The 11,976-nt window shown below is 64.3% G+C and carries 12 protein-coding genes and 1 tRNA gene; 5 read left to right on the top strand and 8 right to left on the bottom strand.

Annotated features, from left to right (window positions below; genetic code table 11):
- Positions 1 to 98: 98 nt before the first annotated feature.
- Together NTZ26_02440 and NTZ26_02435 are read right to left on the bottom strand one after the other, a co-directional pair.
- Positions 99 to 174: transfer RNA gene (locus NTZ26_02440), tRNA-Val, on the bottom strand.
- A gap of 223 nt (positions 175 to 397) precedes the next feature.
- The gene (locus tag NTZ26_02435; protein ID MCX6559351.1) at positions 398 to 790 is read right to left on the bottom strand and encodes a hypothetical protein; all 393 of its coding nucleotides are present in this window, start codon (positions 788 to 790) and stop codon (positions 398 to 400) included.
- A gap of 162 nt (positions 791 to 952) precedes the next feature.
- Between NTZ26_02435 and NTZ26_02430 the strand changes: the two genes are divergently transcribed.
- Positions 953 to 2,098 carry a penicillin-insensitive murein endopeptidase gene (locus tag NTZ26_02430; protein ID MCX6559350.1) on the top strand — a complete coding sequence of 382 codons (1,146 nt, stop codon included), beginning with the start codon at positions 953 to 955 and terminating at the stop codon, positions 2,096 to 2,098.
- Between the two features lie 33 nt (positions 2,099 to 2,131).
- Complete coding sequence (locus NTZ26_02425; GenBank protein ID MCX6559349.1) at positions 2,132 to 3,391, top strand: zinc ribbon domain-containing protein; 1,260 nt, start codon at positions 2,132 to 2,134, stop codon at positions 3,389 to 3,391.
- Here the strand turns inward: NTZ26_02425 and lptB are convergent.
- The 5 genes from lptB to NTZ26_02400 all read right to left on the bottom strand — a co-directional run bounded on the left by lptB (position 3,322) and on the right by NTZ26_02400 (position 8,576).
- Positions 3,322 to 4,128, bottom strand: coding sequence for an LPS export ABC transporter ATP-binding protein (gene lptB / locus NTZ26_02420; GenBank protein MCX6559348.1), 807 nt, complete (start codon positions 4,126 to 4,128; stop codon positions 3,322 to 3,324). The two genes, NTZ26_02425 and lptB, sit on opposite strands and share 70 nt — an antisense overlap.
- 86 nt (positions 4,129 to 4,214) lie before the next feature.
- Entirely contained in the window at positions 4,215 to 4,949 is a 735-nt protein-coding gene (locus NTZ26_02415; GenBank protein ID MCX6559347.1) for a metallophosphoesterase family protein, read from the bottom strand.
- On the bottom strand, positions 4,949 to 5,851 hold the full coding sequence (gene lipA / locus NTZ26_02410) for a lipoyl synthase (GenBank protein MCX6559346.1): 903 nt from the start codon (positions 5,849 to 5,851) through the stop codon (positions 4,949 to 4,951). Before lipA ends, NTZ26_02415 begins: the two co-directional genes overlap by 1 nt.
- Positions 5,848 to 6,054 (bottom strand): 30S ribosomal protein S21, encoded by a 207-nt coding sequence (rpsU, locus tag NTZ26_02405; GenBank protein ID MCX6559345.1) that lies wholly within the window; start codon positions 6,052 to 6,054, stop codon positions 5,848 to 5,850. Before rpsU ends, lipA begins: the two co-directional genes overlap by 4 nt.
- Before the next feature lie 266 nt (positions 6,055 to 6,320).
- The gene (locus NTZ26_02400) at positions 6,321 to 8,576 is read right to left on the bottom strand and encodes a TonB-dependent receptor (protein ID MCX6559344.1); all 2,256 of its coding nucleotides are present in this window, start codon (positions 8,574 to 8,576) and stop codon (positions 6,321 to 6,323) included.
- Between the two features lie 168 nt (positions 8,577 to 8,744).
- Here NTZ26_02400 and NTZ26_02395 point away from each other — a divergent pair, with 168 nt between their 5' ends.
- Entirely contained in the window at positions 8,745 to 9,434 is a 690-nt protein-coding gene (locus NTZ26_02395; GenBank protein ID MCX6559343.1) for an RNA polymerase sigma factor, read from the top strand.
- Between the two features lie 214 nt (positions 9,435 to 9,648).
- Complete coding sequence (locus NTZ26_02390; protein MCX6559342.1) at positions 9,649 to 10,074, top strand: hypothetical protein; 426 nt, start codon at positions 9,649 to 9,651, stop codon at positions 10,072 to 10,074.
- 214 nt (positions 10,075 to 10,288) lie between these two features.
- Here NTZ26_02390 and NTZ26_02385 read toward each other — a convergent pair whose 3' ends face one another.
- Complete coding sequence (locus tag NTZ26_02385) at positions 10,289 to 11,404, bottom strand: P1 family peptidase (GenBank protein ID MCX6559341.1); 1,116 nt, start codon at positions 11,402 to 11,404, stop codon at positions 10,289 to 10,291.
- A 220-nt stretch (positions 11,405 to 11,624) separates the two neighbouring features.
- Here NTZ26_02385 and NTZ26_02380 point away from each other — a divergent pair.
- Positions 11,625 to 11,976 (top strand): hypothetical protein (locus tag NTZ26_02380; GenBank protein ID MCX6559340.1); only part of this gene is annotated, 352 nt, incomplete at its 3' end.

The raw sequence follows: 11,976 nt of genomic DNA, 5'->3' as shown, positions 1-11,976 counted from the left end.
CAGCGAAATTGCCAAAGCCGCCCCCGGTTTTTTTATAGGTATTATCCCCCCGGCCCCCCTTAAACAAGGGGGGATTTGGCGGCGGCTTTGGAGAGGTGTGGTGGGCGATACTGGATTTGAACCAGTGACTCCTACCGTGTGAAGGTAGTACTCTGGCCGCTGAGTTAATCGCCCACTTCGTGACGACTCGAAAAATTAAAATATCAGCGACTGAATATTCCAGCCGCTTCCATTTTGCCTCTAAATGCCCAACCCGGGGCATGGATTCAAGGGCAAAATGCGGCGGAAGGATACCATTTCTTCACTCGGTCTTCAAGCGCTCGCGCCCCCGTCCAAACGGCGGATAGAGGAGGGACACTCATCCCTTTCCTTCCCCGGCCGGGAACCGAATCGACGCTCAGCTCTTGCCGATGGAGAACGTGAACGTGTTGGTCCCCTTGCAATCGTTGGCCGTTCCGTTCCCATCGATGGAGGTGCTGCTCTTAACCGTGCCGCTCACGGACGCGGTTCCGGTGCAGGCGTCCTGGAACGTCATCGTACCGCTCAGGGTCGATCCGGAGAGCGTGCCGCTGAACGTGCCGTTGCGGCCCGTGTCGATGGTGAACGTCCCGGTGACCGCCGTTCCGGCTTGAGTAAAGGTGTAATTGACGGTCGCCGAGATGCCCAGCGTGGAGAACCGGATGTTCCCCGACCAGTTTCCGGTCAGGTTGTAGTTGTCCGAGGGCGTGGACTTGCTGCAGCCTGTAAATAAAAGCAATCCGGCCAATACGACAACGGCGAAACCTTTCATGGCTACCTCCTCTATCCCAATCAAACTTTGGAGTATTAGTAACTGAAACTTTTAGGAAAGTCAATTTCGCCGTGTCGAATGGCGGGCTCCCATTGCACCCGCCCGACGTTTTCCCTTGACCGATGCCCCGTATCGGCTAGAATGGTTGGGCATGGACGCGAAATGCTGACCCTCTGGCTCGCGGCGAGCTGTTGGCTGGGCTTGGCCCGGGCCGCGCTCGATCGCCTTCCGGCCGCCCCGCCCGTCCCTCCCGCCGGGACGGCCGTGGCCGCCGTCGATGCGCCCGCCGCCCCATCTGCCTTCCTCCTCGAGCTGCCTTCCGAGGAGCTGTTCAGGCGGGTCGAGTCCGACGCCGCCTCGCTCGGCTCGATGTCCATCGGCGCCCCCGGCGGCGGCATTCTGATCAACCCTTTGCTCTTGACCGCGGAGCCGGGCTGGACGCTGATCGACCCCAACGGCGCCTACGCCACTTCGGAGACGGTGAATTTCATCCGGACCGCCGTCGCCACCGTCCACGAGCTATTCCCCGCGACGCCGGCGATCAGCATCGGCGATATCAGCACCGAGAAGGGCGGCCGCATGAAGCGGCACGCCACCCATCAGGCCGGCCGCGACGTCGACTTCGGGTTTTATTATAAAAGCGGCTATTCCTCCTGGTATGTCCCGGGCACGGCGGCCAATATGGACTTGCCCCGCAACTGGGTTTTTGTCCGCGCCCTCCTTCTGCGCACGGACATCGAGACGATCCTTCTCGACATCCGGGTCCAGCGTCTGCTCTACGCCTACGCTCTCAAGATCGGGGAGGACAAAGACTGGCTCGACCGCGTCTTCCAGGTCGGCAAAGGATCGGCCAAGGCGCTCATCATCCACGTGGTGGGTCACCGGACCCATTATCACGTTCGATTCTACAACCGGGTGGCGCAGGAGCTCGGCCGTCGGGTTTATCCGTTCCTTGTTCAGCTCGACAAGATCAAGCCGCCCGTCTTCACCGTGCCCCATCTTGTCCGGTCCGGCGAATCGCTCGGCCTCATCGCCGCGCGCTATGGCTCGAGCGTGCGGGCCATCCAACAGACCAACGGCTTGTCCGGCACGCTCATCCGGGCCGGCCGCGCGCTGCGCATCCCACTGCGAGGCGTTAACGCCCCGCCCGCCGCCCCCGTGTTCGTCCCGGCCCGCCCCCTTCCTTCCAAGACGCCGGAGATCCTCGCCGGCGTGGCCTGGCCCACGGCGATCGGGCTCTACGGCGAAGCGCTGAAGAAAGTGGCCGCCTGCCCGTGGCTTCTGGGCGGGACCCCTCGATTTTATTGACTTTCCAAGCGGTATCCCTTTATATTTAAGTCAATGGCCATCCGACGCTGCCCCTACTGCAAAGCGATCATCGACGAATCGCAGAAATACTGCAACAACTGCGGCACCCAGTTGCTTTTCCCGACGGACGACCAGGACGAAGAGCCCATCAAGGGCGAGAAGATCGTCGACGAGGATTTTAAGGAAATCAGCGCCGACGAAGACGACGAGCCCGACAATCGCCTGATGGCCAAGGAGGAGGCCGATCTCCAGGAGATCGACCTGGAAGAGGTTCTGGAAGGAAGCGGGCATTTCCCGGACGGGGCCAAGCCCAAGACATCCCGCGTCGCTCCGCCCACTCCGCCGATCGAGTCCGAGCCGCCGGCCAAGTCCTCCCGGCGAGGCGCGTCGCGGGCCGCCAAAAAGCCGACGCCCGCCAAGATCAAGCCGGACGCCAAGCAGGACACCAAGGAAGAGATCGACAAGCTCATCGCCGTGCTTGAGGAGAAGGAGCGCAAGAAGACCGGTGCCGTCGACGACGCCGGGGAGCCCGCGTTTCCGCCGGAGCCGGCCGGCTTGAGGCCGGTCAAAGAGCCCGTGGAGCTCGGCTCCGCTTGGGCCGAGCTCTTGAGCAAGCCCGCGACTTCGAAGTTCGACACCGGCGAGATCGCGATCCCCCGCGTTCCCGATACGGCGCCCGAAGAGGACGGCTACGGCTCCGGCCACCGGCTCGATAAGCCTCTCCGCGAGGAGGCGGAAGAAGGCGAGGACGAAGACAAGATCTTCGCGCCGCCCGCGAGCTTTGTCCCCGGCGACACCATGGATTTCCAGAACGAAGTCCTGGCCCGCACGCCCCTCGGCATGCCGGTGCCCTCGACCTTGACGCCGACCCCGCCGCCCGAGCCGACCCGCATGGGCATTCCCGAGCGCATCACCCGGGAGGAGATCTTCAAGGACCGGGACGAGAACGAGACGCCGCCCGAAACGATCTTCGGTGAAATGAAGCTTCGCCCGGCGGAAGCCTCGCCGGCCACGGCCGAGCTCGACAAGGAGGAGCCGGCCCCGCGCCGGCGGCTGGGATTTTTCCGCAAGACCGCGGCCCTGCTCTTCGATGTGGCGTTCATCGGCGCCGTCTGGGCGCTGACGCTCTGGCTGGCGGCCAAACTTTTGGGCATCGCCCTGCCCGATCTGATCGAAGCCTCGCCGGTTGCGTCCGGCGTGCTCCTGGCCGCCTTGCTGGGCAGCTACTTATTCCTGTTCCTGTTCTTCTTGGGCGAGACGCTGGGGGACCGTATGGCCTCCCGCAAGTCCTGAAGCCGCCGCTCTTCGCCGAAGGCGAAGGCCGTCCCCAAAAAACGCTCCCGCGCCGCCGCGTCGGCCGCGACCATCGCGGGCGCTCCCTCGACCAGAACTTCGCCCTGGTCGATGATCAGGGTTCGGTCCGAGATTTTGAAGGTGTCCCGGACGTTGTGGTCGGAGATGAGGATGCCGATGCCTTTGTCTTTGAGGCGGAGAAGGATTCGCTGGATCTCGAGGACGGTCAGGGGATCGATTCCGGTGAAGGGCTCGTCCAGGATGACAAACTTGGGCCGCAGGGTCAGGGCCCGGGCGATTTCCAGCCGGCGGCGCTCCCCCCCCGACAGGCTGTGGGCGGGCTGGGCCGCCAGTCCGGTTAGGCCGAACTCTTCGAGCAGCTCTCGGGCCGCAGGGCCGCGCTCGGACTTGGTGTAAGGCAGGAGCTCCAGCGCCATCCGCAGGTTCCCAGCCACGGTCGTCTTCAGGAAGATCGAGTTTTCTTGGGGCAGGTAAGTGACGCCCGCGGCCGCCCGCTTGTCCGTCGGCCAATTCGAGATGTTTTCATCATCGAGCCGGATCTCGCCTTCGTCGGGGCGGAGCAGGCCGACGATCATCTGGAAGATGGTCGTCTTGCCGGCCCCGTTGCGGCCGAGAAACCCGACAATCTGGCCGGACTCGAGCCGGATATCCACCCCCTTGACGACCGTGCGGCGGCCGAAGCTCTTGACCAGGCGGCGGGCTTCCAAAATCGGCATGGGTTGTGCGGGGCCTCGCAGGCTACGATACCGGGGGCCGCGAGGGGTGTCAAGGAGGGCGGCGAGGGCGGCGGCGACGGAGAGCGTCAGAGCCCGGAGGCCAGCCGGTCGGCCAGGGCGGCGGGGAGCTCGGCCTTGCGGATCCGCTTCTGGCAGGAGGCAATGTCGTATTCCAAGCGGTGGAAGCGGACCGTCTTGTGGTCGGTGTCGTAGACGAGGCAGGCGGCTTTGGGGTTGCGGTCGCGGGGCTGTCCGACCGAGCCCGGGTTGATCAAGTAGGCCGATCCTTCCTCCAGCTTGATCTCGCCGCCGTCCATGTGGGTGCCGACGAGGCTGCCGTCGCGCAGGACATAGACGAAAGGGAAGTGGGTGTGGCCGAAGAATCCGATCGGCGTCTTGATATAGCCAAAGGCTTCGTCGGCGTCGTACTCGCCGAAGATGTAGAAGTCTTCGTCGAAGGGGGCACCGTGGCAGATGGTGAAGAGGCCGTCGACGGTCTGCGGGCCCTGCGGCAGGGCGTGGAGGAAGTCGTGGCTGGTTTTGGTCACCACCTTGCGGGTCCAGCGGATGGCCGCCGCGGCGATGGGGTTGAAGGCGTCGATCGACTCCCGGCTGCAGACGGCCTTGTCGTGATTGCCGCGGATGAGGGACAGGGGCTTCAGCCGGCGGATGATCCGGACGACCTCGTTGGGCGAGGCGCCGTAGCCGACCAGGTCGCCCAGGCAGACATAGTGGTCGATCTTCTTTTTTTCGGCCAGCCGCAGGACGGCGGCCAAGGCCTCGAGATTGCCGTGGATATCGCTGAAGACGAGGACGCGCATCAGGCCTCCCTCCGCGCGCCGGCCAGCTCGGCGTGGAGCTTGTGGGCGTGGAACGAGCTGCGGACGAGGGGCCCCGACTCGACGCCGGCAAAGCCGAGGCCGAGGGCCTCGCGGCGCAAGCGCTCGAAGTCGTCGGGCGTGTAATAGCGGGCCACGGGGGCGTGGCTTTTGGAGGGGCGCAGATACTGGCCGATGGTCAGAAGGTCGCAGCCGGTTTCACGAAGCGCGGCCAGCGCCCGCCGCAGCTCGTCCTCGGTCTCGCCCAGGCCGATCATGAGGCCCGATTTGACGGCGGCCGGGCCCAGAGATTTGGCCAGGCGGAGGACTTCCAGCGACCGGCGATAGTTCGCGGCCGGCCGCCCGATCCGGGCGTAGAAGGGCTCGACCGTCTCCAGGTTGTGGGCCAGGACGTCGGGCCCGGCTTCGAGGACGGCGCGAAGCGGCGCCTCGAAGCCGGCGAAGTCGGGAATGAGGGTTTCGACCCGGACCCCGGGGATGCGGGCCCGCAGCGCCCCGATGACGCGGGCGAAATGGGCCGCCCCGCCGTCGGGCAGGTCGTCCCGGGTGACCGAGGTCACGACGACGTAACGAAGCCCCAGCGAGGCCGCCGCCTCGGCGACTCGCTCGGGCTCGTCGGGTTCGGGGGAGACCGGCGCGCCTTTGGTCACGGCGCAGAAGGCGCAGTTCCGGGTGCAGACATCCCCCAGGATGAGGAATGTCGCCGTCCGCTCGGTCCAGCACTCGGCCCGGTTGGGGCACTGGGCGCTGCGGCAGATGGTGTTCAACCCATGCTTTTGCAGGAGGGCGGAGACAGAGAAATAGTCATCCTGCGAGGGGAACTTGACCTTCAACCAGTCGGGTTTGCGTGGAGACGGGATGGATTCGGGAGGATGATTCGTCAATATTCGAGGTCTTTTTCGCGCTTCATCCGGCGCCGCATCCGCTTCCGGGCCTGGGCTTCTTTCATACGCTTCTTCTCGCCAGGCTTGAAGTACACGGAATGCTTCTTGATCTCCTTGATGATCGCTTCCTGCTGCACTTTGCGCTTGAAGCGCTTCAGTGCGCTCTCCAGCGATTCACCTTCGTCAATAAGGACAAAAGCCAATTAATTCACCTCCTCCCGATTGGGAAGTAGGGGAATTATACGAATTTGCGGCTTAAAGTCAATCGGGGAGGCGTGTGAGCTGCCGGTCATGATAATCATAAATAGGGGTACAGTATACGTAAATCCCAATTCTTTTCGATCGGGGGCGTTCCCCAACCAGCTGAAATAGGGATCTACACATGCTGCTCTTGTCAATTCATAAACAACGAAGGCTGCCGAGCCCGTATCCCAATTCTTTGAAATAGGGATTTACGTATACTGTACCCCTATTTCTTGCCGAGGCCGACCCGCAAGCCGATAGACCACTCGGCCGTGGCCGCGGGCTGGTAGGAGTTGCCGTCCGGATCGGGCTCGGTGAAGCCGTAGTACTCGACGCCGAAGATGTTCCGGCCGGAGAGGAGCAGCTCGAACGGATTCCTCCCGATCTCGAACTTGTAGCCCAGCCGGACATGGACGAGTCCGTAGGGATCGGTCCGGCCGTATAAGACGCCGGGGTAGAGGACCGGGTCGAACGAATAGACCCGGTTCGTCGAGTCGATGTACCAGGAACTGACATACTCCAGCGCGGCACCCGCTGTCAGCGCGGGTGTTATCTTGAGCTCGGCGTCGAGATAGAGCTGGCGCTCGGGCGAGTTGGGCATCCACGTGCCTTCGTAGACGGCGAACGCGTCGAGCGTCTGGACGGAGTCGTATTTGAAGCGGCTGTAGGTATAGGCCAGGCGCAGAGCCAGGGGATCAATCGGATACCAGGACAGCGACGCTTCCAAGCCGTAGCGGGTGGTCGAACCGACGTTGCCGTAAAAAGTCTCCAGCGGGCGCGAGCTGATCCGGTAGCGGCCGAAGTCGTTGTCGGTGGCCAGATGGAAGAGGGCCACGTCGTAGGCGATCGCGCCGCCGATGGAGCCGCGGGCCCCGATCTCTTCGCCCGCCGACGTCGCCGGCTTGAGGTCTCTGTTGAAACCGCCGAAAGCGTTAGGGTTATTGGACAACTCCTCCGTGCCGGGCGGGAGGAAGCCGGTTCCCCAGCTGGCGTAGAGGCCGAAGTCGTCGGCCGGGTTCCAGGTCAGGCCGAGCCGCCCGGTGGCTTTTTTATAGGCATTGTCGCCGGAGAGGGCTCCGACGTGGTCGTCGACCTTGCAAGTGACATTGTCGTATCGCAGGCTGAGCATGACCCCCCACTGCGGGCCGAGCTCGACCCGGTCCAGGAGAAACAGGCCGGCCGAGGATTGGGTCATGGTCTGATCGGCCAGGATGCCGCTTCCTTCCACGGCGTCACCAAGGTTGGGATGGAGCAGGGAATCGATCGTCTGCCAGCCGAAGTCCGCGCCGGCGCTAAAATGGTTCTTGAACGCTTCCCCGCCCGCCGTGTGGTTGATCTGGAGGGAGGCGCCCGGCGTGTCGTAGCCGCGGTGGATGACCGAAGAGGGCACGGCCTCGGTGTATTTGGTGTGCCGGTAATAGGCGGTCAGGGCCAGGTCCAGGTTGGCGGCCAGGGCGATCTGGCCGGTGACGCCGCTGGTGAAGCGGGCGGTTCGTTGGGATTCATTCCCGGGAACGCGATTGACGCCGAACATATCCTGATACCAGGCGGGCGTCTTCTTGTACTCGGCCAGGGAATAGGCGTCCGGGTTGGCCAGCTTGCGGCGGGAGCTCGGATCGGCGCTGAACCAGGCCAGATTCAGGCCTTCGGCGTTGCCGTTGTAGAAATCCGTATAGCCGAGGACCGCGGTCAGCTTGACGGTCGGCGAAACGGCGATCTTGAACTTGCCGTAGAAATTGTCGGCCGAAAAATCGGTATGGTCGCGGTAGCCTTGGCTCGAGGCGTAGGATCCGGAGACGCGATAGTTCAACGCGCCGGTCGTTCCGCCGACCTGGACCAGTCCCTTGACGAAGCCGAACGAGCCGCCCGCCAGGTAGGCGTCGGCCGCGATCGGGGCTTGGCCGCCGTCGTCGGTCAGGATGTTGATGATGCCGCCCGAGGAGCCGCTGCCGTAGAAGGCGGCGGCCGGCCCGCGCAGGATCTCCATGCGGTGGATGGTGGCCCAGTCGATATCGAAGAAGTCGGAGACGAAGCCCGAGGGGTCGTTGAGCGGGATGCCGTCGACGATGGCCTTGATGCCGCGCGTGCCGCGCTCGGTCAGGATGCCCTGGCCGCGGATGGACAGATGGACGCGCTCGCCGTCGGCCTGGTTGTCGACCTTGACGCCGGGGACAAGCTTGAGGGCTTCGTCGATGGCAATGGCGCGCGGCATGGCCTTGAGAAGCGGCGTCTCGACCACCGTCGTGGCGGCCGGGTTCTGCTTGAGGGGGATCTCGACCCGCGTCGCGGTGACCGTGATCTCGATCTTCTCCTGGATACGCTCGGCGGCCGTCTTCTCCTTTTCCTGGGCTTGCGCGGCGGTCGGCTTCTTGGCCGCGGCCTTGTCCTCGACCGGCGCACCGAAAGAGGCGACGGCCAGCAGGGCGATCAGAATGAGGGCGATGGGGGTATGTCGGCGGATGAGGGACGGCGATTTTGGCATAAAAATTCTCCTCATTGAAAATTAGACACGGGCCGCGGCGGATTTCTTCCATGGCCCGCCGCTGTTCGCGGGCGAGCACCCTGCGTTTTCTTGACAGCCGTCGGAGCGGGGGCATATATTTCGCTGCGGCCGGGAGGCCCGCTTTTTTCCGCGAGGAGTCCGATCCGCGTGCTGAACAAGAAACGAACGCCAAGCTCCGATTGCGTCTGGTCCGTCGCGGCGGAAGGCTGCCTGGCCGACAAGCGCGGTTCTTTCGCCGGACCGGGCGGGGGGGCGGCTGCCGCGGATTTCGGCGCGGGCGAAAGCGGGCGAGAACGGACGCTCATCCAGGCTGCCCAGGCGGGCGATGCCGATGCGATCAGGGCTCTCTATGAGGCTTACCGGGATCGCGTTTGGACCATCCTTCTTTATTCGCTCGGCGATCCCCTGCAGGCCCAGGACGCGCTTCAAGCCGTTTTTTTTAAAGTCTTCCGCGGCCTGGCCGGCTTCCGCTTCCAATCCGGCTTGTTCACCTGGATCTATCGGATCGCCCGCAACGAGTGCCTGAACCAAAGGCGCCGGCGGAGAGCGCCGCACCTGCCGTTGGAAGCGATTCTCGGTAGCCGCGACGAGATCGATCCGCGGCCGGCGGCCGCAGGCCCGGAAACGCGCTTGGGCCGGGACCTGATTTTGAAGCGGGCGGTCATGCAGCTCCCCCTGAAGATGCGGGACGTCATTGTCCTTAAATACGTGGAAGGGCTTTCCTACGGCGAGATCAGCCGTGCCCTCGGCTGCGCCCCGGGGACCGTGGCTTCGCGGCTGAACCGGGCGCTGGCCGAGCTCGGCGAACGGCTGGGTCCGTTCCGGCGGCTGATATGAAGGGCGACCCGGGCAAGGAGATATGGCGATGATATGCTGGCAACGGCGCGGGCGAAGAAAATTCCTGCCTTACCTGGAGGGCGGGCTTCCGCCGGGTGAGGCCCGGCGATTGGAAGCGCATTTGGCCGGATGTGGGCCTTGCCGGTCCGCGTTCGCCCGCTTGAAAGCCGGGCACGACTTGGCTGGGTGCTTGGCCTCCCGTGGGGGTGAACGCATGCCGGATCCGTCGGCTTTCGATTCGGCCTTCGCCGCCGGGGCGGAACGCGGGATGGCGGCCGATCGACGTTGGGCCGGACGGCGTCTGCGCTGGTCTCTGGCCCTCTCGACCCCGCGCGCCGTCTATCTTCTTATCGCGGTTGTGATAGGCCAGGCGGCCCTTCTGGCCTTCTTCAACCGCGACGCCCTCTTCGGCCGACGGAATGAAGTCGCGCCTGTTAGTACCGGCCTCGATTTCAGCCTTTTCAAGACGCTGGATATCTCCGAGCTGCCCATCAACACCCATCCCCACGTCGCCACCGAGGGCTATGTCCGGGACGTCTGGATGGTCCGCGTTTATGGGGTGGCCCGTTACGACGCCCAGGCCGGCCGCCAGTGGCACGAAGTCAATCCCGTCCTGGACATCGCCGTCCTGAAGCGCTGATCCGCGTTCTGTTGTCATTGCGAGCGTTTCGCGTGGCAAAGAAAATGCTCTCTATCAATCCGTCATTGCGAGCGACCGAAGGGAGCGCGGCAACCTATTCGAGATCCCCACGCACTCGCACCGCGAGTGCTCGGGATGACAATTGAAGCTTTTGCGCTCCATGCTTCATGTCCTCCCCAAAGGGGAGGGCTCGGGATGACAAAAGCCCATCCCCCTATTCTTTTTTCAGCTTGTCGAGCGGCAGGGGATCGGCGGAGTGGCCTGCGCGGCCTTCGACCCGGACGGCCTTGCACAACGAATTCAGGATCGCCTCCTCGGCGGCTTCGGCCGCGGCCAGGAACAATTGCGAGACGGCGTCGTTGCGCAGGACCGTGACTGTCTGGGTCGGCCCGGCCGCCCGATACGGGATGCGGACCTCCTTAGCGGTCGAGAAGGCGATGGCGTAGTCGCCGCTGCCGTTGGCGTAATATCCGCCCGTCCGGGCGATGCCGAGCAGGGCCCGCCGGGCCAGGCGGCCCAGGTTGCGTGCGTCGAGGGGGGCGTCGGTCGCGACCACGATCATGCAGGACCCTTCGGCCGGAGGGTCGAGGGCCGCGGGCGCCCGGAGGCCGTCGGCGAAGGGTCGGCCCGCGATCTGAAAGACGCCGCCGTGATTCGTCTGCACCAGCACGCCCACCGTCCAGCCGCCGGCCTTGGCTTCGAGCCGACGCGAGGAAGTCCCGATCCCGCCTTTGAACCCATAGCAGATCGTGCCCGTGCCGGCGCCGACGGCCCCTTCCTCGACCGGGCCGCCCTTGGCGTTGCGGATGGCGGCCAGAACGTGCTCCTTCGTCACCCGGCGGGCCCGAATGTCGTTAAGGAATCCGTCATTGGTTTCACCGACGACGGGATTGACCGATTGCACGGCCTCGTTGCCGGGAAGACCGAGGATATAGCCGATGACGGCGTCGGCCGCTGTCGGGACGCTCAAGGTATTGGTCAGGACGATCGGGGTCTCGATCTCGCCCAGCTCGGCCACCTGGGTCGACCCGGTCAGCTTGCCGAACCCGTTGGCGACGTGGATCGCGGCCGGGACCTTGTCCTGGAAAACGTTGCCGTCGTGGGGGAGGATAGCCGTGACACCCGTGCGGACATCCGGTCCTTCGATCAGCGTCACTTGTCCGACGGCGATTCCGTCCACGTCGGTAATGGCGTTAAGAGGGCCGGGCTCGAGAATCCCGGTTTTGATTCCGAGCTCGCGGAGGCGCGGCCGTTCCGATGGGGAGACGGCGGCGGCGGCGATCACGGCGACGAGGGCGGCGGCGAGGCTGAACCTGGAGACGAAACGCATGGGGCAATCCTCCCGCGGGGTATTTTAGCAGAGTGATCCTCGCGACGACAGGCGAAGCGCTGGTCGTGACGAGGACGACGCAGCGTCGGATGTGGCAAAAAAGACGCTTTGGATCAATCCGTCATTGCGAGCGTTTCGCGTGGCAACCTCTCTTAGATCCCCACGTCGCGCTAAAAAGCGCTCCTCGGGATGACTATGAATGCTATAGGGAGTGCTCGGGATGACAACCTACCCATCCGTCATTGCGAGCGATCGGAGGGAGCGCGGCAACCTCGTAATAAAAAAAAGAGATCGCCACGGGCGGCGTTTCGCCGCCGCCCTCGCGACGACAGGAGAAGCCCTTCTTTCGCGGCACTTCCATGTCGACTATAATCCGATCCTGATGGACGTCTTCACGACCGACCCCGGTCTCCTCGCGATCCCCTGGCTTGTCCATGGCTTCGGAACCCGCCGGTTCGACGAAGCGGACCTGGCCGACCTGGCCGAGGCGAACGGCATGCGGCCCGTCCTTCTCCACCAAGTCCACTCGGCCGACGTTCTGGCCGTGGACGACGTCCTGCCGGACAAAACCG

This window comes from Candidatus Aminicenantes bacterium, from assembly GCA_026393855.1.
In the GTDB taxonomy this organism is placed as follows: Bacteria; Acidobacteriota; Aminicenantia; order Aminicenantales; family UBA4085; genus UBA4085.
This window is presented reverse-complemented; position numbering and strand designations above follow the sequence as displayed.

Bases quoted from the DNA above. Each gene is read 5' to 3' on its own strand.
- NTZ26_02435 (MCX6559351.1), bottom strand. From the start codon at position 790: ATGAAAGGTTTCGCCGTTGTCGTATTGGCCGGATTGCTTTTATTTACA.
- NTZ26_02430 (MCX6559350.1), top strand. From the start codon at position 953: ATGCTGACCCTCTGGCTCGCGGCGAGCTGTTGGCTGGGCTTGGCCCGG.
- NTZ26_02425 (MCX6559349.1), top strand. From the start codon at position 2,132: ATGGCCATCCGACGCTGCCCCTACTGCAAAGCGATCATCGACGAATCG.
- lptB (MCX6559348.1), bottom strand. From the start codon at position 4,128: ATGCCGATTTTGGAAGCCCGCCGCCTGGTCAAGAGCTTCGGCCGCCGC.
- NTZ26_02415 (MCX6559347.1), bottom strand. From the start codon at position 4,949: ATGCGCGTCCTCGTCTTCAGCGATATCCACGGCAATCTCGAGGCCTTG.
- NTZ26_02400 (MCX6559344.1), bottom strand. From the start codon at position 8,576: ATGCCAAAATCGCCGTCCCTCATCCGCCGACATACCCCCATCGCCCTC.
- NTZ26_02390 (MCX6559342.1), top strand. From the start codon at position 9,649: ATGCCGGATCCGTCGGCTTTCGATTCGGCCTTCGCCGCCGGGGCGGAA.
- NTZ26_02385 (MCX6559341.1), bottom strand. From the start codon at position 11,404: ATGCGTTTCGTCTCCAGGTTCAGCCTCGCCGCCGCCCTCGTCGCCGTG.